The following is a 25594-nucleotide window of genomic DNA, read 5'->3' on the forward strand; positions in this document are numbered from 1 at the left end:
ATTTGTGGTTTAAAAGAACAATACATGGCAAAAAAGTAATTTTCTGGGTGTTGCAATTAGAAAGTATCCTTCGACAGTGATTTCAGAACCGATTATAGCGTTTCCTCCAAAAATTATAAAGCCGTTTTGTACTGCTAATGTTTTGCCTTAAATTTGCAGCACTGTCTCAAACAGCAGAACATGATTAACTCAGCATCCATTGTATCGACTAATTTTTTTCTTATAGAGGGGATTTAAGAGCAAGCTAAATACAGAAAAAAATTGAAAAAAGAAGAAACAACTTGGGCTATGTGTCAGGAATGTCAGGGACGCGGTAAAAAAAGCCGTGGGCTTAGCGATAAAGCGCGACGCAGCTACCAGATGGCAGTCGAACAATTTCAAAAAACGCAAGAAGGAACAGCTCCGGTTCGTCCTAAGGCGCACCTCTACTCCTGCTCACATTGTGGCGGATCCGGCTTAATCCCTTCAGCTAGCCCTCCTATAGCCGATAAAGGAAATTACCCACATCTGGCTATTATTGGTGGCGGTATCGGAGGCGTGGCTCTGGCTGTGGCTTGTTTACACCGCGGAATCCCTTTTACTCTTTATGAGCGCGACAGCAACTTTGAGGCTCGATCTCAGGGCTACGGACTCACCTTGCAACAAGCCAGTAAGGCAATTGAAGGATTGGGTATCTTCTCGCTAAAAGAAGGGGTAATTTCAACAAGACATCTGGTTCATACTACAGAAGGAAAAGTGATCGGGGAATGGGGCGTTCGAAAGTGGATACCATCCGATACAAAAACATTTACAAAACGTTCCAATATACATATCGCCCGACAGTCTTTGCGCTTGGCACTACTGGAACAACTCGGCGAACATGATGCTGTGCAATGGGGTCATCAATTAGTCCATTTTAAAGAATCTGAGGGTGAAGGCCTCGATCTGCGTTTTCAAGTCAACGGAGAAATAAAGAATGCCAAGGCAGATCTTGTAGTGGGTGCTGATGGTATTCGTAGCGCCGTGCGCAGTTTGCTGATTGCTGAGGACACCAGCCCTTTGCGTTACCTGGGTTGTATTGTGATCTTGGGTATTTGCCCTTTAAAGGCTCTCGAAGGGCTTGATAGTTCTTTACTGGATTCAGCCACTGTATTTCAAACCGCCAATGGCAACGAGCGCATTTACATGATGCCTTATACCGCAGATTCGATCATGTGGCAACTTAGTTTTCCAATGGCAGAAAATGAGGCTAAGGCCTTAAGTGCTCAAGGACCACAAGCACTTAAGGAAGAAGGCTGCCGCAGAACTCAGTGGCACAATCCTATTCCTCAGATTTTAGCGGCTACATTAGAGACTCAAATTTCAGGCTATCCCGTCTATGACCGGGAATTACTCGATTCCGCATTGTTGGAAAAAGCGGGAGCAGTGACGCTAATTGGAGATGCGGCGCACCCTATGAGTCCGTTCAAAGGACAGGGCGCAAACCAAGCGCTATTGGACGCACTTACACTGGCTCGTGCCATCACAAAAGGATGCAGAGTTGCATCTCAATGGAGAAATGCGGGACTAAGAGCAGATGTATTAACGGAATTTGAAGCCGAAATGCTGGCACGCTCTGCTGTCAAAGTGAAAGATTCAGCCGCCGCCGCCAACTTCCTCCATTCCGAAATTGTGCTTCATGAAGGTGATGAGCCGAGAGGACGCTGCCTAAAGAAAAAAGACGCCTAACATTAAAAGAGACTCAGCCTACACCCCATTACAAAAATTCCCCTCCACTGAGGGCGGGCCAGCGGGCGGCAATTATTTATGCTTGTTGTGAATTGCTATTAAGAGAAGTAACTAAAAAATGGACGATGCCTTTAAGAAATTGGAGAATTGTTTTAAACCAATTTACCCTTATATTTGAAAAAAGGCTCCGACTATAAAATCGAAGCTTCAACTTTTCAACTTACACACTTTATGGGACAGTGTCTTTAAATCTTAGCATCCAGTATGTTATCTGGTTTGTTTATTGTAGGATCATACCAATCTGCTTTATCATTAGCCCAGTTTATCCATTCTTGAAGCTCGGTAGTTAATGTCTTGGTTTCAATAGCTTTTTGGTATTCGGCTTGAATGTATTGCCGAATTAATTGGGATTTATTGTATTGTTCCGAAAGAGCAACCAATTTATTAAATTTAGCAACTTCTTTCTCTTTTTGTTTTTTGATTTCTTCCTTACGTTTTACTTCGGCATCGGATTCTAATCTCCATAAGCGTGATGCTTCTTGTTGTTTCTTTTCTTCTTGAGCATAGATTTCAAGTTTGGCAACAATACGAGCTAATAATTTTTCGATTTTTACTTTACCATCCCGCCATTCTTTTTCTCCTGAGTAGCGACCTATTTTTAAAATAAATTCCCCAGTTGGAATATATTCGGAAGTACCATAAGTAGTTGTTGCGGGTACTCTTTTGGAAGCTTCCCTTAAATCAAAATCAATGTAAATGGTATCAATTAAAATACAGGTGTTTTGATGTTCTTCTCCCAATGTATGGCCTCTGTATCGAAGTAATTTGATTAGTGCATCCATAAAACATAAGGCTCTCTGTTTGTGTTTTTCGCCTACTCTGATAGGATATCGTAACTTTTTATATTTTCCATAAAAAGCATCACCTTTACTTTCTTTCCAATACTCTTGGGTTTGAATAGTTATAATATCGGGTTTTGTGATTTTATCGGAAACAATTAAAGGAGCATTAGGATCATTCTCAATTTCTTTGGTTCTAATGGTTAATGGAGTTTGGTCTATAGTAACACTATTCCCTTCTTCCCTTAGTGTTAAGACGATTTTACCCACACCTCCGGAGATGGGATTAAATTTAGGGATATTAACTTTTTTATTGAATTTTAATTTCATCCAATATCCTCCATCTGGCATTGGTATTTCAAATTGCTTACAGATTTTTTTTATCCCGTCATTTGAAAGTGCAAACTGTTGTGTCAATTTAGAAACGGGCATTGACCATACCATATCATATAATTCCTTTCTTGTCAGTTCTGTAGTTTTCATGTTTTTAATATTTTACATTAAAATTTAAAAAACAAATTTACATAATTATGAAAAGTCATAATGGAAAAATTTTTATTTCAATATTGTACATTTTATTGTAATTTATAAAATTTGATTACTTTTGTAACTTGAAATTATTCCTTAAAAGAATACATTTAAATCAAAACTCAAGAAATCATGGAAGCAACTACAGGATTGGTAATAAAAGGATTGCGCGAAAGATATGGATATACACAGGAAAAATTAGCTGGTTTTCTGGATGTAAAAAGAGAAATGATCAGTTTCTATGAAAATAATGAAAGAGAGGTTTCTTTAGAAGTTTTAGAAAAACTATCGGATTTGTTTGGTGTGGAATTAGCAGTTTTTTTTAGTGAAACAGTAGAAGAAGCCATGGCAGAAGTTGTTTTTGCATTTAGAAAAGATTCTGTCAATGAAAGTGATATGGAAAAACTTTCTGATTTTGGTAAAATTGTAAAAAATTATATTAAGATAAATCGTTTGTATCATGGCATTTAACGAGAAAATATTAGAAGCCAAGGCAAATAAATTCCGAAGAGAATTAGGATTAGGTACCGAGACCTCAATAGATTTAGAAAAACTATTATTGACTTTAGGTGTTCTGACGGTATATATGCCTTTGGAAAGTGAATTTTCTGGGATGGCACTTAAAACTAATGAAAATTTATTCATGCTGATTAATTCTGCTTTACCTGTAGGAAGACAAAATTTCACTATAGGCCACGAATTGTACCACCTTTTTATACAAGAGAACTTTAATTTTCAAATGTGCAATGCCGGTCAATTTGATAAAAAAGACAGAGAAGAATATAACGCTGATATTTTTAGCTCTTATTTTTTAATGCCAGAGGCAGCATTAATCAAACAGATACCTGAAAAGGAATTAGGATGGGGAGAAACTCTTTCTTTGGCCACCATTATAAAAATGGAGCAGTATTTTGGAGTTTCAAGAGCCGCCCTTTTGGTTCGATTAAGCAAAGCGAAGTATATCCATTATGATGATTACAAACCTTATTTAAAAGGTGTTATTAAAAGCGCTGTTGAGCATGGATATGCTGCTGCTCTCTATCAAAGAAATGATGAAGAGAAAGTCGTTGGGGATTATGGAATTAAAGTTAAAGCATTATTTGATGTGGGTAAAATTTCTGAAAGTCATTATCATTCTTTGATGATGGATATAGGTTTAGATATGGATGACCCAAAATTTAATGATGATGGGAAAGAAAACTAATACGGAACCAAGAATATTACTGGATTGTGATGTTATTATCCATTTTACTAAAGCTGGACAGCAATTGCTTTTGTCTAAAATATTCCCTAACCGATTTGTTATTTTGGATAAAATAAAAGCCGAATTGGATAAGCGAAAAAAAAGTATAGTTGCGTTAGATAATTTTATTGAATGGTCAAAAATTGAAGTGATTCCTTTTCCAAAGGATATCGCTATAATAAAAGAGTATGCTAAGTTGAAGTATAATATGGGTGATGGTGAAGCAGCCTGCATGGCTGTTGCTAAACATACCAAAGACTATATTGCGAGCAGTAATTTAAAAGATATCAAAGAGTACTGTAATCATTATGGAATTGTTTATTTGACAACCATGGATATTCTTTTAGAGGCCTATCAAAAGAAAATATTGACTGAAGCTGAATGCGATATTTTTATCCGAGAAGTGAAAACAAAAGACAGTAAGTTAATAGATGGGATTGATACTATTAAGCAATACGAACAAAGAGAAAAAAAATAACCGAAGCAAGATAGTACTCTGTTTAAAGGAGTTTGCTAAGAAAAGTAATTTATTTGTTATGAGTAATTTGGAATGTAGCGCTTATTCTAGCTTGCTACACTCTATATTTTATAAAAGCTATTCACCAGATCACGCGGATATTTTCTTCGAGTTCTATGGCGGATTTACTTTATCAATTCGCTATTCTTGGCTATAATCCGTACCCGCAACAATACCTCATAAAGTGAACACAGGCAAAAAGCTACAAGAAAATAATTCCTCTAGCTTTTTTATAAAATTGAAATTACTAATCGTTGTGGGGATCGCTTACAACTGAGCGGTAGCAGCTGACGAAGTAAATCCGCGATATCGGGCTCACCACACACGCAAAGCAAACAATACAAATCTTCAATCTAAGTCCTTGCGAGGAACGAAGCAACCTCACTATCAAAAGCAAACCCTAAAAAATCATTGAAACGGACATAGTAAAATGAATTTATTCGGCACCTCGCATTGACTCTCTCTCCTACCGTTCTCAACTCCATGTCTTTTTTTTAATACCCATTTGTAAATTCCTAATTTGTACCCGATAGCACGGATTTGCAATCCTTACCCGCAACAATACCTCATAAAGTGAACACAGGCAAAAAGCTACAAGAAAATAATTCCTGTAGCTTTTTTATAAAATTGAAATGACTACTCTTTATGGGCAGTTTAAATATTTTCTTTTTAATCTAAATTAGAAGTAGTTACTTTCCAATAACCTCTAGTACCTCCAACTCTTTCTATATGTCCTTTGTCTTTTAATAATTCTATATTTTTAGATACAGCTGATTCATTAATTTCTAATCTATCAGCAATAGCACGATAACTAATTTTATTATCCTGTTTTATAATAGCTAATACTTCTTTTTGTCTATCTGTTAAATCTTTTATTGCACTACCTATTGCACCACCTGAAGTATCAGCACCATCTTCTCCTTTTTGATTCTCTGCTTGCACTACTGGAAAAATCATACGTAAAAAATTTTCAGAGAATTTGAAACATTCTTTAGGATAACTTTCTAAAATTCTTGGCACACCCGAACCTAATTGTTCTACCATATCTAAATCTCTGAAAACTCGCATTAGTTCTTTATTTCTAGGAATAGAAACTCCATCAAAAAATTCTTCTTTATTTAATGCGTCAGGTAATCCGCCTGCAGAAGTGATTTCAATTCTATCATCGAAAATTTCAAATTTTGGTGGTACCTCGTTGGTGTAATCGTTGTGAATGATTGCATTTATTACTGCTTCACGCAAAACAATAGCATCCCGATAGCACGGATTTGCAATCCTTGCCCGCAACATTACCCCATAAAGTGAACACAAAAAAAAGCTACAAGAAAATAATTCCTCTAGCTTTTTTATAAAATTGAAATGACTACTCTTTATGGACACTGCTTGCACTCCAGCGATAGCGAACGGACGAAGTAAATCCGCGCTATCGGGTTTTATTTGCTTCCTTTTTCCAATAAGTCATTGGGATTAATAACAGGCAGAATAAAATCACTTAAAACGGTTCCTTGGAAACGCGTCATTAAAATCCCTCTTGATGTGGAATACGTTATAGAAGCCAATGCGTTTCCTAAAGCAGGATGAACAGTAATGGTTTCCTCTTTTTCCAGAGTGGTCAGTTCCTCTAGATTATCCACATAAAAAACATAGACAAAACTGAAATTTCCGACGGCTTCCTCAATAGTGTCGATATCGCTTTTAGTCTCCACATACACAGAAAAATCAGCTCGCACCAATTTGTCTCCAAGATTAAATCCCAATTCGAAATCAACATTAAAAGTATGGCCGACCACTTTTTCATTTTCAAAATCAAAAGGGCTGTTGATTTGCCCTTTAATGATTTTGAAATCTACAATTTGTATTTTTTCAGGCTGTAAAATATTAGCTGACATTGGCTAATGGTGTTTTAGGTTTGGTTTTTGATTTTTTCCACACATGGGTGTAAGCAACATCTTTGGTAGTAACATGTGCATTCTTATAAACAGTAATATACCTCTTACCACCTATCAAAGAGGACACCGGCTTTCTATGAGGAACAGTAATAATGGTATCCCCTAATTCTGCTTCTAATTTTGCAAGCGAACGCAAAGTAAAATTGTGTTCTCCCACTAACCATTTATTCACTTCCGAAGGTCTTTTTTCTAATTTTTCAGCCAGATCTTTTTGGCTGAATCCTTTTTCTTTTAATAACTGATTTACACGTACCACAATGTCAGCGTATAACTTAGCGAAGATTTTTGTTTCTTCGGCTGTTTCTGCTAAAATTCTTTGGGCTACTTTGCTTCTCATAATTTTGGTTTTTAGAGGATGATTTCATCTGAACCATCATAATTAGTAAGTTTTCTGTTTTCTTTATCTACAATAATTGTTTCGTTACGAATAGCCTCGAGAATTCGTTTGGCAAATTCACATGCTTCTCTCCAGATCAAGTGTAGTGAACTTTTTTGATTTGTTTGTTCATCTTTAACACCTCCATTAAAAAGAATAACAATATCATTTGTGATTTTTAAGGCATATATTCGTAAGGGAAAATTGGGATAGTGATAGCTGATTTCGTCGAGTACCACTTTACCTTGAACAGGCAATCCTTTTACTTCGTTTTCATTTCTGTTGAACAATTCATTAATAGCGCCATGTTCTTCTCCAATAGCATATATTATAAATGACAATAATTCCTGATTGGCTTGTTTGTACTCTGCTAAGGAATCATACTTCTCGAAAAATAAATCGGTTTCATTGACTTGAAGATCATCATATCTCACGCTGTAAAAAGTGCACTTTGCACCTTCATCATCCCATATTTCTAGAGCAAATATATTCACTTTACTAGCATTTTACAAACAAAAATACACTTTTAAGTGTATTTTATGATTATTTAGTATACTTTTTTTTTATTTCTTGATTAAGAGCTAGCTGTTGGTCAACTTTCCTCCTACGAGAAAAACACTCTTCCATACTCAAAGGCTTCCTGCAGCTACCGGAATCAATAAAGAATATACTAAAAAAAAAACGCCCTTACGGTTTCCCGTAACATCGCTGAATTAAAAGAAGTTAATTTTGAAAATAGATCTAAGACTAAATGTTTTTTATCAGTTTTTTCGGTATTAATTTATATATTTGAGAAAACAACGAATGATATTAAAATAGCGACTATGTACAAATTGTGCGTCAATCTATGAGAACAGTGCTAAAACAGAAACTATAGACTAAAATATTTAACGAATGGACGGAGCATATATAGCACTTAGAGGATATAAATTTCAGTTTGATAGAACTATCTTGGAAATATTTAATAATTCGACCAAGACGATTTAAATAGAGCAACTTCAAGATTACAGTTATGACGACTATTTAGTTCAGGTAAAATATCATAATACCGACAATCCATCTCAGCAAAAGCAGAAAATAAAAAAACCATTAGTTCAACTCTTTGAACAATATATAAAGAACAACACAAAAAAATTCATTCTCTTTATTTACCTCAAGGGTGTCGCGCCATCAACGAAAACATTATCAGTCACCGAACTTGATGCAATTCTTGGAAGAATTAAAAAATTCTCTGCGAATGACAAAGCTAACTTCATTAAATGCTTTACAATAATTTATGCTGGCGATTTTGAAAACCCATATTGTTGTGAATTGCTTTCAAAATTGTATTTTAGCTTATAATTCCCAACTACTGTTCCGAATTAAACATATTAAAAGCAGTTGTGAATTGCTTTCAAAATTGTATTTTAGCTTATAATTCCCAACTTCTTAAAGCTGATGAAGTAGAATGATCTGGTTGTGAATTGCTTTCAAAATTGTATTTTAGCTTATAATTCCCAACATAATAACTCGTGTAAATCACATCATAGGTGTTGTGAATTGCTTTCAAAATTGTATTTTAGCTTATAATTCCCAACGGTTCCTTCAGGTAATGCATCGGTATTCGTGTTGTGAATTGCTTTCAAAATTGTATTTTAGCTTATAATTCCCAACAGTAGCCCGCGAAAACTACAAAGCGGCTACGTTGTGAATTGCTTTCAAAATTGTATTTTAGCTTATAATTCCCAACGGAGGATCAACAATCGAGCTTATCGATGCCGTTGTGAATTGCTTTCAAAATTGTATTTTAGCTTATAATTCCCAACGTTTAATGGTGTTTTTAATCTTATTGCTCAGTTGTGAATTGCTTTCAAAATTGTATTTTAGCTTATAATTCCCAACGCCAGCGTCAACTCCTTGTTCTAGTATAGAGTTGTGAATTGCTTTCAAAATTGTATTTTAGCTTATAATTCCCAACCAAAAGACAGAATTGGAAATCATTAAAATGGTTGTGAATTGCTTTCAAAATTGTATTTTAGCTTATAATTCCCAACAAGACGGAGTTTTCTGTATGTCAACAGTTGGTTGTGAATTGCTTTCAAAATTGTATTTTAGCTTATAATTCCCAACTTTTCCATGGTTATTGTGCTTTTCTTAGAGTTGTGAATTGCTTTCAAAATTGTATTTTAGCTTATAATTCCCAACAAAATTTCAACCCACTTAGATCTTGCTGAGGTTGTGAATTGCTTTCAAAATTGTATTTTAGCTTATAATTCCCAACAGATGATGATGTTCGTTGCCTTTTCAACCAGTTGTGAATTGCTTTCAAAATTGTATTTTAGCTTATAATTCCCAACCAACAGGATTTAAAGACTGCAAAGCCTTTTGTTGTGAATTGCTTTCAAAATTGTATTTTAGCTTATAATTCCCAACAAAAGATTATCTTTGAATTTTAGGTATGGTGTTGTGAATTGCTTTCAAAATTGTATTTTAGCTTATAATTCCCAACTGGAATACAGCAAGTAGAAACCACAGCTATGTTGTGAATTGCTTTCAAAATTGTATTTTAGCTTATAATTCCCAACAATATCAATGTGTTGTTGCGTGCTGATATAAGTTGTGAATTGCTTTCAAAATTGTATTTTAGCTTATAATTCCCAACAAATGACAGCATTACTAAGATTGAATATTAGTTGTGAATTGCTTTCAAAATTGTATTTTAGCTTATAATTCCCAACACCTGATTGGGTCAAAACACTGTTACCTAAGTTGTGAATTGCTTTCAAAATTGTATTTTAGCTTATAATTCCCAACGGTCTTTTATACCATTTTCCAACTTCTAACGTTGTGAATTGCTTTCAAAATTGTATTTTAGCTTATAATTCCCAACAAACGTGGATTGCTACCAAAGGTTTAGACTGTTGTGAATTGCTTTCAAAATTGTATTTTAGCTTATAATTCCCAACAGGCAAGTAAGGCGTAGAGCTGTAAGCGTTGTTGTGAATTGCTTTCAAAATTGTATTTTAGCTTATAATTCCCAACCAGAAGCATCCCATGTACCTCTATCGTTAAGTTGTGAATTGCTTTCAAAATTGTATTTTAGCTTATAATTCCCAACCTATAAGGTGTTTTGTTGAAAGGATAACGGTTGTGAATTGCTTTCAAAATTGTATTTTAGCTTATAATTCCCAACAAATATAAATAGGACTTATCTATGATAACTGTTGTGAATTGCTTTCAAAATTGTATTTTAGCTTATAATTCCCAACCGATACGCAGATTGGAACTCCTTTCACCGCGTTGTGAATTGCTTTCAAAATTGTATTTTAGCTTATAATTCCCAACTAATAAATATAATGTTTACGCAAGAATCTAGTTGTGAATTGCTTTCAAAATTGTATTTTAGCTTATAATTCCCAACCGGAGAGATTTATTGGGCATCTGGCTCTTTGTTGTGAATTGCTTTCAAAATTGTATTTTAGCTTATAATTCCCAACCAATCCAATTTCTTTCAAATCGCCATCATGGTTGTGAATTGCTTTCAAAATTGTATTTTAGCTTATAATTCCCAACTCTATGATTATTTATTAACGTCAAAACCTCGTTGTGAATTGCTTTCAAAATTGTATTTTAGCTTATAATTCCCAACAAAATAAAAATAAATTCGAAGCTTACACCAGTTGTGAATTGCTTTCAAAATTGTATTTTAGCTTATAATTCCCAACGTTTTGCGTTGGCTATACACTCTTCTTTTGGTTGTGAATTGCTTTCAAAATTGTATTTTAGCTTATAATTCCCAACTGGCTCGAACACAACATCTACTGTAAGCGGGTTGTGAATTGCTTTCAAAATTGTATTTTAGCTTATAATTCCCAACTAACTGATACTTATAATGTTCGTTTATATGGTTGTGAATTGCTTTCAAAATTGTATTTTAGCTTATAATTCCCAACTTGATGTCCAGGATAGTTATTGCGGTTAGAGTTGTGAATTGCTTTCAAAATTGTATTTTAGCTTATAATTCCCAACTGAAACGGCTACTAATACTCCTCATCCTATGTTGTGAATTGCTTTCAAAATTGTATTTTAGCTTATAATTCCCAACAGGTGCGGACGTACCCGTTTGTGATATTGTTGTTGTGAATTGCTTTCAAAATTGTATTTTAGCTTATAATTCCCAACTCATCCGCTAATTGTTTGTAAAATTCTTTGGTTGTGAATTGCTTTCAAAATTGTATTTTAGCTTATAATTCCCAACAAACACATTGTATAAAGGTTCTACCTTAACGTTGTGAATTGCTTTCAAAATTGTATTTTAGCTTATAATTCCCAACAAAATTTCCCAATTCTAAAATAATTGCTTTGTTGTGAATTGCTTTCAAAATTGTATTTTAGCTTATAATTCCCAACTATTAGCGGTACAAATTCTATCTCTGTATTGTTGTGAATTGCTTTCAAAATTGTATTTTAGCTTATAATTCCCAACAATGAATTTAGTAAATCCATATAGATTTAGTTGTGAATTGCTTTCAAAATTGTATTTTAGCTTATAATTCCCAACTTACCTCCTATTTTTCTCTTTACCAGATGAGTTGTGAATTGCTTTCAAAATTGTATTTTAGCTTATAATTCCCAACTTTGAATTTTTAAATCAAATGATGATTTAGGTTGTGAATTGCTTTCAAAATTGTATTTTAGCTTATAATTCCCAACTTTCTTAAATGACTTTATAGAGCACCCGCAGTTGTGAATTGCTTTCAAAATTGTATTTTAGCTTATAATTCCCAACATCAGGACCGTTATAAATTGTCTGTTACTGGTTGTGAATTGCTTTCAAAATTGTATTTTAGCTTATAATTCCCAACCTGATCCTTTGTCAACTTATCAAAAGGTTTGTTGTGAATTGCTTTCAAAATTGTATTTTAGCTTATAATTCCCAACCAGCTACGCCCACACCAAATGATTTTATTGGTTGTGAATTGCTTTCAAAATTGTATTTTAGCTTATAATTCCCAACTTATTTTTAATATAAAGTTGTCTTCCATCAGTTGTGAATTGCTTTCAAAATTGTATTTTAGCTTATAATTCCCAACTCAAGTTTTTCATACTTCGTTAAACTCTTAGTTGTGAATTGCTTTCAAAATTGTATTTTAGCTTATAATTCCCAACCTGTTGTGTGCTATATGGCCATAACGTGCAGTTGTGAATTGCTTTCAAAATTGTATTTTAGCTTATAATTCCCAACCAGTAGTAACTGTAATAGTTCCTACATGGTGTTGTGAATTGCTTTCAAAATTGTATTTTAGCTTATAATTCCCAACAGCTTCGCCGGTGCAATGCTGGCTACTGGAGTTGTGAATTGCTTTCAAAATTGTATTTTAGCTTATAATTCCCAACAGTATCAGGATCCGGAAGTGGTAACTTGGTGTTGTGAATTGCTTTCAAAATTGTATTTTAGCTTATAATTCCCAACGCAAACACATTGAACTGCAAACGGAAATGAGTTGTGAATTGCTTTCAAAATTGTATTTTAGCTTATAATTCCCAACATTGGCTAAAAACATCATACCTGTTGATCCGTTGTGAATTGCTTTCAAAATTGTATTTTAGCTTATAATTCCCAACCATAGAGCATAATAGGTTTTGTGCTATTTAGTTGTGAATTGCTTTCAAAATTGTATTTTAGCTTATAATTCCCAACGTGTAGAATTGGCTTTTGAAAGCGTTGGTTGTTGTGAATTGCTTTCAAAATTGTATTTTAGCTTATAATTCCCAACAGATTAAAAGATTAATCACCTCAGACACTCGTTGTGAATTGCTTTCAAAATTGTATTTTAGCTTATAATTCCCAACCGATTGTTGTAGAAAGATCTAAACCAGCATGTTGTGAATTGCTTTCAAAATTGTATTTTAGCTTATAATTCCCAACTGTATTATTTATACTTATAGCTACACTATTGTTGTGAATTGCTTTCAAAATTGTATTTTAGCTTATAATTCCCAACCTCTTGGTTTTGAGTACTTAAACCCATTGAGTTGTGAATTGCTTTCAAAATTGTATTTTAGCTTATAATTCCCAACTAAAGCTTAGAATACGCTGATCATACACAAGTTGTGAATTGCTTTCAAAATTGTATTTTAGCTTATAATTCCCAACGGAGCTGTTTTTGCTTCAAGGAAACGAACAGTTGTGAATTGCTTTCAAAATTGTATTTTAGCTTATAATTCCCAACATGCTTCTTATGAACTTAAACAGCTCTTTTGTTGTGAATTGCTTTCAAAATTGTATTTTAGCTTATAATTCCCAACATAAACTCCATAAACCACAATGCAACCAAAGTTGTGAATTGCTTTCAAAATTGTATTTTAGCTTATAATTCCCAACATACCACGACTTAATTGTCTGGTATATTGGTAGTTATAGGTTAGTTTTGAAATTAAAAAAAGTGGCGTTTGTATATTGTTTTACAGTTAGTTATGCTTTTTTAAAATCCTGTCCTAAATCTTCTGACTAGAACAATTCCAATTGTTGGGAGGGTTTATCCGTTTCGACTTGCTTTTTTCCATAAAAAAGCTCCATCATCCCAAATTGTTTATCAGTTATTTGCATCACACCAATCTTGCCATGTTCGGGCAGGCTGTTTCTTATTCTTTTGGAGTGTACTTCGGCATTTTCCCTGCTTGCACAAAAACGCATGTAGATGGAGAATTGGAACATGGAAAACCCATCGTCTAATAACTTCTTCCGGAATCCAGAAGCTATTTTACGTTCCTTACGGGTTTCAGTAGGCAGGTCAAAAAAGACTAATATCCACAAACTTCTATATTGATTTAAGCGGGTGTAATGATCATCATACATAAATGGGGTATAAAATTTTCCTTGCCGAACCTTCGAAACAGGCTTGCAACGAATGCGTGGTTCTACTCATGGCGACCATCAAAGGACTGTTTTTTCCGTCTATAAATACATCGATGGTGGCAATATTCAATAACTGTTTTTTCATGGCAATGGTCAATTCGTCAACTACATCTTCGGTTTCCATGATGTGACAAACAATTAAATCGACATAAGGACGATAAGGTTCCATAATATCATCGGCTAAGCAATAGGCATTGTATTTATTTCGGTGAAAAATACCCATCGTGGGCAACATTCCGGAGCTTACGATAGCTCGTGCCGTAATGGCTCTCAAAATAGCATAACCATAATTGAGTAAATTGTTGGGAGGAACTCCTTTTTGTCCCCTATTGAAAGTTTCCTCACCCTTACAAAGAGTCGGGCTCAGACTTTGCCAATAAAAAACCGCTGCCCTAGATTCGTGATTGAGTGCATCTCCAGAAGTGACCTCCTTTGCCCAAAGTTCCATTTTTCGCATCGGGATGCCTTTTTCTTTGAGTAATCCCGCCTGATTCATGATTTTGGCACTAATGGTTTGTTGCCACAAATTCTTTTTGAGTGGTGCAGATGCATTAATCTGATTTTTGAACCGTTCGCTTTGTTCGGTATGTCCGTCTAGCGGCATAAGCAATCCAATAGGCAAATGCTGATGGTCACAATTAATCAACGCCACGTTGTTGTGAATGAGTTTTTCCAGCAAACCATTGGTAATTGTGATTTGCTGGTTTTCTAATACGATTACACCAATGTCTTCAATAGCCACCGTCTTAGTTTCTTGCTCCTTGTCAGGATAAGAAATGACTATTTGTTCATTTTTGGTGCTCAAATAAGCAGGATTACCGAAGAAAAGGGTTCTCTTAATCATTTTTTTTAATTTAAAAATCCATAATTACTTTTAATGACCCACAAAATATTTTGGCTAAAGACTTCTGCACCCAATTTCTTTTTTTGTTGAATGAGGCAAAGCCCAATCCTATTGATTTTGAATTGCAATTATTTTTTGAATCGCCCCATTTTTATTTTTTTATTAATGGAATGGGCTTAAGCCCAATCCTATTCATATTATGTTATAATCATTTTTATGAATTGCCTCAAGCTTTTGAATTGCCTCCAGCTTTAGCTACAGGAGAAAATAGGACAATACTATATGGCTTTAGCCCAATCCTATTCTTTTCTGAATTTATATCTGTCAATAAATTCATTATATTCATTTTCAAATGATTGTTTGCTATAATGCTCCTCTTGGTTCTTAATGTAATTCCGAACTTTATCAAGTTAAGATTTAAACACTATACTCCCATCTAATTCCATTTCAAAATCGATTCCTTCGATTGCAAAACTCCAATTAGCTTGTCTTAAGCGTAAAAAAACTGGTTTTTCGCTTACATCAAAATATGCATATTCTTTGTTTTCTTTTTTTAAATCGGTATCAACACCAGCAGCCAAATGATGCTTAAATTTTATTCTACCATCGCCTTCAAACTGGTAAATTTTATACATTCTGTCAGAAAGTAGTTGCTTATGTTTTTTCTCTCTCATTAACTCTTTCAATTCTTCTATGCTTTCCTTGTAAAACAAAACTTTCTGCCCTGATTTTAATATAGCATAAAGTGGAATTGTTGATTTGCTTTTTCCCTTTCCAGTTTCAATTTGATTGTATAATGGAATTCCAAAATATTCTTTTTCGTTTTTAATTTTTAACGCTGCTACATGTCCGATGCTTAATATATTCATAACCTTAGCTTTCTCATTTTTATAGAATAAACACAACGTGTTTTCCCCGTTTTTTGCCAAAGTCTGTAACTTATATGTTTTGTCGGATTTATAACTATGAGTATGAATTTTGACGGCAGTGCTATATTTAATGGTTTCTTTACATCTTATTCTACGAATTTTATTGACTATGTTTCCTTTTTTATCAAACATCCAAACTCCATTTGCTAATGCGGTTTTAAAATCAGATTCATTAACTTGTTTTTTTATCATTTCAAACAAAGCATTATCCACAATTATTTTTTCAACTTCTTCCAATGTTTTAAAGCCGGGCGAATTAGCATCCTTTTTATAAATCAAATCTTTACGAATCACTACGAATGTTTCATCTTGTAGAATCATTTTTTTATTTTCATCAAATAAAATTTTATTGTCCTGATCTCTCAATGGCTGTTTTATAGCTCCGTATAGGGATTCTCCGTGTAATTGACCTCTAATCGTATCTCCTTTAGCAATTTTTGGAGTTTTTTTGCCATTTTTGTCTAATCGGTCATGCCATTCCCCCAGATTATCCTTATATTTTAAGTATACTATTTTTCCTTTTTTTCTGACTTTTTTATATGTCGATAATGAGGTTTTATTTTCTGAAAGGTTGTTTATCAAAATTTCTTTCTCGATAAATAAAACTTTAGAGGCTGAAAAATTTTCCCAATCTTTCGGTTTTTCATGATAAATTTTGCCAGTTTTTCTATCTTTTTCATCATTGTATTTCTGTAAAATTTTATCTCTTTCGTAATATGGTGGAATTAAAGTTAAAATTGCGGCATCAATTGCATGGTGACTATGTACATTTCGATTTTTCTTTGCAAAAGGTAGCTTGATTTCATAAATCTCTTTAAAACAATTTACAACTTCTGCTTTTTCTACAGCGACCTTTTTAAATACCGTTTTTAGATACGGTAATGCGTATTTCGTTATAATTTGAGTGTCTCTCAATTGACTATTTTTCCAACCAGATTTGTATTCTTCTAATGTAAAAGTGTGTAATTTGGATTTTAAATAATCCAAATCAAATTTAATCATGTGATAACGTTGGATACAAGCATCCTTTACATCTTTAGTTGATGCGTATGATGCTTTTTTCTTCCATTCATCATATGAATTTTGCAATTCTTCAATCTTTTTCCATTCAACTGATTCAACTTCTTTTCCTTTAATCTTCTTAATGGTTACTGTCCTTTTACCAAAAATAATTTCGATATTTTTTATGATTGGATTATAGCTTTTACCGTTAATAATTGCTTCTGTATTATAATTTGAAAGTTGCGTTGGAAAGAGTTTTCCTTTTACTATTCTATTGAAGTTTGTATCTGTTAAAGTTAGGTTTTTCAATTCACTATCAAATGAAATACTTGCAGGTACAGTATGCTCTATATCATAATAACTTCCATTAAAAATATCGGAACTATTAATCGTTTTTCCTGTATAAAGGCACTTTCTGGCTTGCTCTTCCCAAAGTCTGATTTTTTTTAGTAAAGTTTTATCGTTCTCATCAAAAGTCGTTTTGCATTCTTCGTTGATTTCTCTAATCTTTTTTCTAAAAACTTCATTTTCTTTTTCTCTTTCGTTATTCCATCTTTCAATAGCTTTTCTTTTATTGGCGTCGTTTAATTCACGAGCGATTTCTATAACTACACGAGTATCATCATTTATTTTGTCCGTTTGTAATAAGTAATTTAATAATTGTTTGAGTTTCTGGAGCGATTTTAATGCCATAGGATTTTTAAAACCTTTGCTAATTGGTTCAGGGCTTCCCAATAACTTCAATGAGCGACCTTGATATTCCGCATTTGGATTTCTCTGTAAAAATTGTTGAATTTTATTTTCTGTTAAAAAAATACTATTATCCTTTATTTTGTATTCTTGATATTCTGATGCAGCGGCATAGTTTTCTTGTTCAGACGGATGCCATAAATATTTTTTTCTTTCGAGAGGGATATCGTATGTGTCTTGTAAAAATTCAAATATTTGGTTGTGTAAACGGGGTTGCTCTACAAATATATTCTTTTTTGATAGGACGGATTTTCTTAAAAACTCTTTAAACTTATTGTATATATAGTTTGTAGTTTCTAATTTCCTATCATTTTCAAAATCATTCCACGTCTTTTCTCCAATGACTTCTATAATCTTATTGTTTATTCTTTTTAATTCAGAGGAGTCAAGTCCTCTGTCGACTTCTATTGAATACCGGTGTTCTTCGTTTAATTCAGTTTGAATAAGATTGTTTACTATATCATTTAATGTTTTTTGATCTTTGTTGTTTCTTATTATTTTATCAACTTCATCGGCAAAGTAGAGAGACAATCCTTCCGTAATTTCTTCCGAACCTAAAACTTTATATAAATTCGCCAAATATATGGCGTGACTATATAAAAAACCTTTCTGAAGAAATGGTAAAACTTTTTTGATAGCGGATAAGCTCAAAGTTGCGTATCCTTGGTTTAATTTTATTTTAGAAAATTTAGTTGCTTTTTCTTCATCTAAATTTAATTTTTCTAATGCAAATTTTTGAAGGTTTTCTTGTCCATCAAATGTATTTAAAACATGCCAAATGTCTTCAAAAGTAAATTTGTTGTCTGTTTTCTTTTTAGGTTGAGATTCCCTGTTATGAATGGATTTCCATTGGAATTTTTCTTTCCAATCTTCTCCTAAAATATCATCAAAAGATTTTAACAACTTAGCAGAAATAATTTTAGTTTTTGAATGAAATTTGGAGTTTATAACAGCTCCATCCTTTGCTAATTGTTTTAAAATTGAACTTAATTCAAACTCATTAGAGGATTTATAAAAAATAGGATAGATTTTTTCTTTCAAATATATATTTCTATCCATCCCTTCAGGGACTTCAATTTTTAAATTATTGATAAAAACCCAAGTCCTATATTCTTCATACAAGGGATGGCTTATTGGAGCTCTTTTTTTATTTTTTTCGTAAATACAAATCCCAACAAGTCCTTTCTGAGTTCTTAAAGGTCTCTGCCAGATAATCGCTTTCCACAAAAGTTGGTAATCTTTTTCTATAATATTATGAATTTTGCAAATCTCCTTAAGTTCGTCTTCATAATCCCTTCTTAAATTATATCGCTGACGTATTCTGCCTCCATTTTCTTTTTGATAATAAAATAAAGCGGCTCCTAATGTTTTATGTTCAATGATATAATCTGCAATAACATTTCTGCCTTGTGTTCCTGTTTTTTCACTGCCATTTAGCATCGTTTTAGCTTCCTCTTCATCTCTTCCTCTAAAGCCTCGCCTTTGTACTAATTGATATAAAACTCTTCCTAAAACATGAGGATTGTTTTGAAATACACGCTTGTGTTTCTCTTCAATTATAGAAGCCCTAAAAACATAGTAGCTTTCAGTATCATCCTTTTCGAACAAATGAAAATCAGGTTTTCCATCTCCATTAAAGTCAAAACGCAACCACTGGATAAATCTATTGGATTGAGGATATTCACGTCTCCCCCCTTTTTCATACTTTCGCCATTTATCTAAATCTTCTATGGATAAGGGACAAAGTTCTTTTTCAATAAGATATTCCAGTAACTTCCATTTTCTGTACTTCTCTGCCTGATAATTTCTCCTTTTTCCTCTACTTTCGGTACGTTTTTGAACTTTAGGGAACTCATTTCCCTTTTCAGAAGCAACCCCTTTGTCAAAAGTCAAAACCCCATAATCAGTTATTTGGTTGTCATCCATAGAAGTATTTCTGATACACCAACCAACTGAATTGGTGCCTAGATCGATTCCGATTGTTTTGCTCATAACTTAATATTTTAATTCAAATATAAAAATAAATTAAGGTTCTACATACATTATAAAAAAGTATTTATATCTTTGATTTAGAAAGGTAAAAACATATAATGCATGATGTGTTGAAGTTAGCTTCCAAAACTAATTTCTGGTTTTTTCGACTTAGCCTTTTTTACATAACTATATTTTAAATAATGTATGTGTTGTGAATTGATTTTTTATATATTTGTAACTTGAAAGCAATTCACAATAAGGCTATAAGCCGAAGAAATTCTTAAATCCTGCGTACTCCGTGGGATTTTTTTTATTCGATATGTTAAATATAACATATTATTCCTACGAATTTTTATAAATCTCAAAAAAAATTGCAAGCGATTATTATATTTTACATCAGGAAGATTACTTTTTCTAATCAATGTTATTTTAAATTCACAAAATTCTGACTACTTTCAGGAAGAGTTTTTTTGTGAATCATTTGAAAAAATTGATGGCACATCATAACTTCAATATACAGCAATCAAAAAAAGTAAATTATCCTAAAATACTAAAAACAAAAAAGAGACCTAGAAAGTCTCTTTTATAATTAATTATGTCTTTTGTAAATTATTTATCCTTCAACAACTTCTCTAAATAAGCTATTTTATCTTTTTCAGCCTGAACTAATCGTTCATAAAGCTCCACAAGTTTATCAATAGGATTAAAATTATAAACCGGACCAAAAGCACCTTGTCCATTACTGGCACTGTTATCATAAAAGTTATTGAAGAAATTGAAAACACTTTCCTCGGAGAAATTCTTTATAGCTTCAGATGTAACTCCAAGAACTTTTGCAACTTCAAGTAATTTTTCATCTTCAATAGTTTCACTATTTTCCATATTAGAAACCGTTTGCTGACTCACACCTAATGCAATTGCCAATGCTTCTTGCTTCATCTCGCGTAATTCCCTGATTCGGCTGATATTTCTGCCAATATGTTTTGGTTTTGTTGCTGTGTTCATAATTCAAAGGTATTAAATCGTTGCGAAATTTTTATTGGTAAAATACTAATGATGAATTGTGTAATACAATACCAATTGGTTGGGTACGGCTGGAACTGTTCGGAACTTGCTATGACCTAAACAAAAATACAATTTTTCTAATAAATACTAACATTATCTACATATGAAAAAGAATAAAATATCCTTCACAATTAATTTTTTTGGCAGGGTATTAAACAAAAATCAAATTTTCAAACAAGTATCAATTAAAAAATTAAAATTATGAGTACAATTGATAACACAGGATTACAAATGATAAGCAATATCATTAAGGAGAGTATTAGTACAAGTGGTATTTACTGTTTCGGAGAAAAAAGGCAAAGTCAAACCGTTCAAAATCCATTTCAAGCTACAGCTTCTGTTCAGCAAAAGCGTACGCATTTCTATTTGTTGGTTTTTACCAATGAATATGTAATCAATGCCATAGCAGATATTAGTCATACTATAAAGATCAAATTAGGAGGTCGTTATACCGTTACTTTGTTGCTGCACAAAGCAACATCAGTACGGAATTTCACCCCACATCAATTATACTTCTATCATCAGGTTTTAACCAAAGGATATAAAGTTTACGAAAATGTAACCGTACCTCCAAACATCCCTTTTGATGAAACTCCAAAACGCAACATAAAGTCCATCCATTCCCATTGGAAAAACAGAAATACAGTTGCAGAAACTTTCCTAGGAAACTTAGCTCATACTGACTATACCGATTACGGATTTGTTCAGGAATCCATGATACATATAGCTGTAGAACAGACCTGCCTTGGACTTATAGATGTATTCTTGGGTTATCGTCCTGATCATTTTTCATTGCCTTATTTGTTTGAACTCTGTGAAATAGTCACACCACTAACCTCGGATATATTTCCACGAACTTCTCCTGAAGACAAAAGGTTATTTAAGTTATTAAAAGCACATCCAAGCGAACTTCGCTGGGCAAATCCAAAATTATCATGTAGACTAGATACTGAGGTTTTAGAAAAGAGAAGCAATCTTTTCCACAAAAGAGCCAGCGAATTGATAGCATCCGAATTAGAGCGTTTAGGAGATCTGTATATTAAAGAAACTTAAAAAAAAACATTATGTATCACAATATTTTAACTCAGCAAGATTGTCCAGAATATGATCCATTAAAAAAGGTAATTAAGCTACTGAGGGCGTTCATCAAAATCGATGCGATTTATTTTTCAAAGCACTTGGAAGAGCCGTCTAATAATGGTATTATTACGGTTCTTGTAAGTAAATCCAATCCGCATTATTACGAGGAGATTTATGATTTTTCATGGAAAATTATGAAGTCCTACCCTGAATTTTCGTTTTCCTTTTATGATGAAGCATGGTTAAAAGCAGAACTAGAAGAAGGTAATCTTTATGCTATTATGAATTGCGATGATAGTCAACTCCTATATAGCGCTTCTAATTTCACGAGTGTAGTTGATTTCAAAAAAATAAAACCTGAAAAATTGATAAAGAAGGTCACGAAAAGATTTAAGAGACACAATTTGGAAATTAATATTATTGGTCGGGATTTGAAATACTACAATACCGATGGAAGACATTTATCTGCTGCATATAATATGCATCAGCAATTTCGATACTTGTTTATAAATATTTCTTGGTTTTTGGCAGGAGATTATACAGGTACAGAAAGTCTTGAAGAGCAGGAAGAATATCTTCGTAAGTTTTCCATTGTGCTGGCTAATACATTTGACCCCGAAAAAAAAGAAGAGTGGTTTGTTTTAAAGCAATTAGATGAAGCCCGTACAGCAATTCAATGTAACAAAGAAATAGAGCCAATTACTAAAGAAACTATCGATATAGCTTATGAAAAATTAGCAATACTTAAGGAAGAGGTCAGGAGAGTATTCGATAAATATATAAAAAGAGTAAAAATAAAATTAGAAGATTTAGTGAGTGTCAATTAAAAGGTAAGTGAGCTAAAAAAGTAAAGATAAAAAATCAGGCCTTCTATTTTAGTATCGCCCTACTATTTTTAATTATAAAATCACGGGAGAATTTTAAGCGTTGGCCGCCGGGAGTGCCCCCCGAGTCGAGTGTGAAACACGAGCGGCTGGGGTCGCGATAGCGAAACCGAAACGAAGTGAGCTTCATCGAACACCAATAACAATAAGGGATTAGTGAGATAAATATTCCCGAGATTTTCGGGATAAAAATATTCAGGCTTGATTTTTTTGTTTCTTTTTTGATCAAGACAAATCGAAGATTATTTCATCTGTTCGCCTTTCAGGCTTGGGTCAGTGAGCACCGCTAAAAAAAACAAAAATTAAGCGAGCTAAAAAAGAAAATTGGTAACCTTAATTTTTTCTTTTAACAAAAACATCAATGGTAGCAATATTAAATGACCTTTTATACTTCTACTCAATTAAATTCAAATTGCTGTTATTTCCGGGATTCAATTGTCCTTAGCTTCCGCAGTCGAGCGTCAAATGTTTGAAGAATACGTAAAAAGAAAAGCTGTTTGAGCGAAGCGAGTTCTTTTCTTTTAGGATTCAAAAACTAATTTGACCGACGAGGAAGCTCAGACTTGATTTTTTTGTTTCTTTTTTGATCAAGCAAAAAAGAAAATTGGTAACCTTAATTTTTTCTTTTAACAAAAACATCAATGGTAGCAATATTAAATGACCTTTTATACTTCTACTCAATTAAATTCAAATTGCTGTTATTTCTGGGATTCAATTGTCCTTAGCTTCCGCAGTCGAGCGTCAAATGTTTGAAGAATACCTAACCCGAGCGCAGCCTTCAAAGAACTCAACCATCTCACAACTCATAACTCAAATCTCACAACTTCTCACCCCGCCCTTAAATTAAAACATAGAAAAACAACGAAAAAACGACGTGGCAGCAGTCCGCGAGTTGAGCCTGAAAGGCGAACGGCTCGGGCTGCGGAACATAGTTTTGAGGTAGTTTTTAAGTTTTTAATCCCGATAGATATCGGGATCAGGCTTGATCTTTTTGTTACTTTTTCCATCAAGGGAAAAAGTAAAAATATATTCAAAGAAAAACAATGCTGTGCGAAGTCTCCCAACTCGTACCGATGAGAAACACCAAGCTGTGCGAAGTCTCCCGCCTTCGTACATTCTCCGTCCTGTACCAGCATTTCTCCCAGCCCCCGCAATTCGAGGTCTCCTGACCCTCGATCCAAGAAGTGTTCGTCTCTACGCTACGCAAATGCCTCATGACCTTTGCGTTTTTTTTGTTCTTAAAAGCGGTAAGAATAATAAAAGTCTGCTGACTGTTTACGTGAATGTTTTTAAAACTGAATGTAGGTATTGCGTATTCTAAACTTGAAAAACGCATTTGTTGACGGCGAATTCCAGTGATGTATTTTCTTCTTAAAACAAGAATAACCCTCTTTTTATACCGTTATTTTGCTATATTTGGAGCTATTACAATGAAGGTTATTTTATAGACTAACTTGTCCCTAAGCAATTGCAGCATCTGGAAAATAATCAAAACCATAATTTAACTACAAATGGCATTACAATTTGAAAACCAAATCGAGATTATAGAAATAATGGAAAGCTTCCTGATCAAAATCCGACCATCAGAAGACATTAAAAGCAAACTGGATATTAACTACAAAGTTGAAAATCAAAGTGTCATCCTTTTTGAAATTCGTCCAGATTGGAAAAATCCTCAAGAAAAAAGGGAGTACAACATTGCAAAAGCCACATTCGTCAAAAAAGAGAATCAATGGAAAATTTTTTGGTTTATGTCCGATTTTAAATGGCATAGCTATAAGCCAAAAGAAAAAGTAAACAACCTAAAAGAATTTGTGAAAATTGTTGAAGAAGATAAATTGGGCTGCTTTTGGGGTTAAAAGTTACTACATTACAACTAAGGCCTAAACCTAATTGTAGAAACTCAAAGAACGAAACAAACAAATATAAAACGACTGGCAAATGGGAATTGTAATAGAAACAGAACGGCTTATTTTAAGAGAATTAGAATATAGAGACCAAAATGATTTATTCGAAATGGACTCTGACCCAGAAGTGCATTTGTATATCGAAAACAATCCTGTAAAATCAATTGACCAAATAACAAAAGTCATTGAAATGCTTAAAATCCAATACAAAGAAAATGGAATTGCGCGTTGGGCTGTAGTTGACAAATTGACAAATGAATGTGTTGGTTGGTCAGGATTGAAGTACTTTAACCAGCCTTTAAACAATCATACTGATTTTTACGAACTTGGTTATAGATTTAAGAAAAAACATTGGGGAAAAGGTTTTGCAACTGAATCTGCAATCGCAATACTAGACTATGGTTTTAAAAATTTGAACACCAACCGAATTTTTGCAATAACTGATCCTAAAAATGTAAATTCAAAAAAGGTGTTGACTAAATTAGGCTTTGACTTTCAAGAAACTTTTGATTATGAAGGCGACCCAACAGATTGGTTTGAATTGAAAAAGACAACCTGGGAAAATAAAAAGCCAAAGTAGTAAATTGAATAAACAAAGTGCACCCCTCAAATACTTGAATGCATCAAAACCAAATGAAAAGTAACAAACGGAGTTCACCTCCAAAGCCATCAATTTCGTCTACGACTGATCAACTACTTTTGAAGCTTGATTTTTACCCCGCAATAGCTTTTGAATTTGATCGGTAGTAACACCATCAATTGTCCATTTTTGTAGGACAAATTGAGCTTGCTAAGCCACAATAAGCTAATCTTTCAGAAAACCTTAAATCATAAGAAAAAACATCTAAATTTAAGCTTTTAGGTCAAAAAACAACCTAAAATCAGCTAACAGATAGTGCATGGATAAAGCATGGATAGTGTATGGATAATGCATGGATAGTGTATGACTAGAGTATCAAAACTAGAAAGCAGCATTAAAACACTAAAAAAGAGCCAAATTAAGCACCAAAAAACACTTATCGAATTCCTACAAAAAACCACTAGGCCTAATTAGAAAAACAGCAGCATTTAGATCAAAATTCAGAGGAGTGAGCAATATTGA

Annotated in this window: 16 protein-coding genes, 1 pseudogene and 1 CRISPR repeat array; of the genes and pseudogenes, 8 read left to right on the forward strand and 9 right to left on the reverse strand. The window is 33.3% G+C overall.

Going from position 1 to position 25594, the window contains the following annotated elements; genetic code table 11:
• The first annotated feature begins 288 nt into the window (after positions 1-288).
• Positions 289-1707: an FAD-dependent oxidoreductase gene (locus LNP19_RS12865; RefSeq protein ID WP_230064240.1), complete on the forward strand. Its 1419-nt coding sequence runs from the start codon at positions 289-291 to the stop codon at positions 1705-1707.
• A 245-nt stretch (positions 1708-1952) separates the two neighbouring features.
• Here LNP19_RS12865 and LNP19_RS12870 read toward each other — a convergent pair whose 3' ends face one another.
• Positions 1953-3029 (reverse strand): hypothetical protein, encoded by a 1077-nt coding sequence (locus tag LNP19_RS12870; RefSeq protein WP_230062317.1) that lies wholly within the window; start codon positions 3027-3029, stop codon positions 1953-1955.
• Between the two features lie 177 nt (positions 3030-3206).
• Here LNP19_RS12870 and LNP19_RS12875 point away from each other — a divergent pair, with 177 nt between their 5' ends.
• Genes LNP19_RS12875 through LNP19_RS12885 form a run of 3 tightly spaced genes read left to right on the forward strand, consistent with a single transcriptional unit; the run spans position 3207 to position 4795 of the window.
• A complete protein-coding gene (locus LNP19_RS12875) occupies positions 3207-3545 on the forward strand; it encodes a helix-turn-helix domain-containing protein (protein ID WP_230062318.1) in 339 nt (112 codons plus the stop codon).
• The gene (locus LNP19_RS12880) at positions 3535-4278 is read left to right on the forward strand and encodes an ImmA/IrrE family metallo-endopeptidase (RefSeq protein WP_230062319.1); all 744 of its coding nucleotides are present in this window, start codon (positions 3535-3537) and stop codon (positions 4276-4278) included. The genes LNP19_RS12875 and LNP19_RS12880 overlap by 11 nt, the downstream gene beginning before the upstream one ends.
• On the forward strand, positions 4262-4795 hold the full coding sequence (locus LNP19_RS12885; RefSeq protein WP_230062320.1) for a PIN domain-containing protein: 534 nt from the start codon (positions 4262-4264) through the stop codon (positions 4793-4795). The genes LNP19_RS12880 and LNP19_RS12885 overlap by 17 nt, the downstream gene beginning before the upstream one ends.
• Positions 4796-5503: 708 nt before the next feature.
• On the opposite strand, the pseudogene LNP19_RS12890 reads toward LNP19_RS12885, so the two are convergent.
• The 8 genes and pseudogenes from LNP19_RS12890 to LNP19_RS12925 form a co-directional block, all read right to left on the reverse strand.
• Positions 5504-6088, reverse strand: a pseudogene (locus tag LNP19_RS12890) (ATP-binding protein); the annotation flags it as partial.
• Between the two features lie 179 nt (positions 6089-6267).
• Positions 6268-6723 (reverse strand): hypothetical protein, encoded by a 456-nt coding sequence (locus LNP19_RS12895; RefSeq protein WP_230062321.1) that lies wholly within the window; start codon positions 6721-6723, stop codon positions 6268-6270.
• Positions 6713-7120: a helix-turn-helix domain-containing protein gene (locus LNP19_RS12900; RefSeq protein ID WP_072943183.1), complete on the reverse strand. Its 408-nt coding sequence runs from the start codon at positions 7118-7120 to the stop codon at positions 6713-6715. Before LNP19_RS12900 ends, LNP19_RS12895 begins: the two co-directional genes overlap by 11 nt.
• A gap of 11 nt (positions 7121-7131) precedes the next feature.
• Positions 7132-7653 (reverse strand): hypothetical protein, encoded by a 522-nt coding sequence (locus tag LNP19_RS12905; RefSeq protein WP_230062322.1) that lies wholly within the window; start codon positions 7651-7653, stop codon positions 7132-7134.
• 809 nt (positions 7654-8462) lie between these two features.
• Positions 8463-13523: direct repeats of the CRISPR family, unit length 46 nt; unit sequence GTTGTGAATTGCTTTCAAAATTGTATTTTAGCTTATAATTCCCAAC.
• 126 nt (positions 13524-13649) lie between these two features.
• Entirely contained in the window at positions 13650-13997 is a 348-nt protein-coding gene (gene cas2 / locus LNP19_RS12910) for a CRISPR-associated endonuclease Cas2 (protein WP_230062323.1), read from the reverse strand.
• A complete protein-coding gene (gene cas1, locus LNP19_RS12915) occupies positions 13990-14901 on the reverse strand; it encodes a type II CRISPR-associated endonuclease Cas1 (protein WP_230062324.1) in 912 nt (303 codons plus the stop codon). The genes cas2 and cas1 overlap by 8 nt, the downstream gene beginning before the upstream one ends.
• Positions 14902-15311: 410 nt before the next feature.
• Positions 15312-19574 carry a type II CRISPR RNA-guided endonuclease Cas9 gene (gene cas9 / locus LNP19_RS12920; protein WP_230062325.1) on the reverse strand — a complete coding sequence of 1421 codons (4263 nt, stop codon included), beginning with the start codon at positions 19572-19574 and terminating at the stop codon, positions 15312-15314.
• Positions 19575-20165: 591 nt separating this feature from the next.
• Positions 20166-20561, reverse strand: coding sequence for a helix-turn-helix transcriptional regulator (locus tag LNP19_RS12925; RefSeq protein WP_230062326.1), 396 nt, complete (start codon positions 20559-20561; stop codon positions 20166-20168).
• Between the two features lie 261 nt (positions 20562-20822).
• Here LNP19_RS12925 and LNP19_RS12930 point away from each other — a divergent pair, with 261 nt between their 5' ends.
• The 4 genes from LNP19_RS12930 to LNP19_RS12945 all read left to right on the forward strand — a co-directional run bounded on the left by LNP19_RS12930 (position 20823) and on the right by LNP19_RS12945 (position 25072).
• Positions 20823-21674, forward strand: a complete 852-nt coding sequence (locus LNP19_RS12930) for a hypothetical protein (protein ID WP_230062327.1) — start codon at positions 20823-20825, stop codon at positions 21672-21674.
• 11 nt (positions 21675-21685) lie between these two features.
• Positions 21686-22528, forward strand: coding sequence for a hypothetical protein (locus tag LNP19_RS12935; protein ID WP_230062328.1), 843 nt, complete (start codon positions 21686-21688; stop codon positions 22526-22528).
• 1568 nt (positions 22529-24096) lie between these two features.
• Positions 24097-24444, forward strand: a complete 348-nt coding sequence (locus tag LNP19_RS12940) for a DUF3024 domain-containing protein (RefSeq protein ID WP_230062329.1) — start codon at positions 24097-24099, stop codon at positions 24442-24444.
• Positions 24445-24526: 82 nt separating this feature from the next.
• A complete protein-coding gene (locus tag LNP19_RS12945; protein WP_230062330.1) occupies positions 24527-25072 on the forward strand; it encodes a GNAT family N-acetyltransferase in 546 nt (181 codons plus the stop codon).
• Positions 25073-25594 lie beyond the last annotated feature (522 nt).

Source organism: Flavobacterium acetivorans, assembly GCF_020911885.1.
GTDB lineage: Bacteria > Bacteroidota > Bacteroidia > Flavobacteriales > Flavobacteriaceae > Flavobacterium > Flavobacterium acetivorans.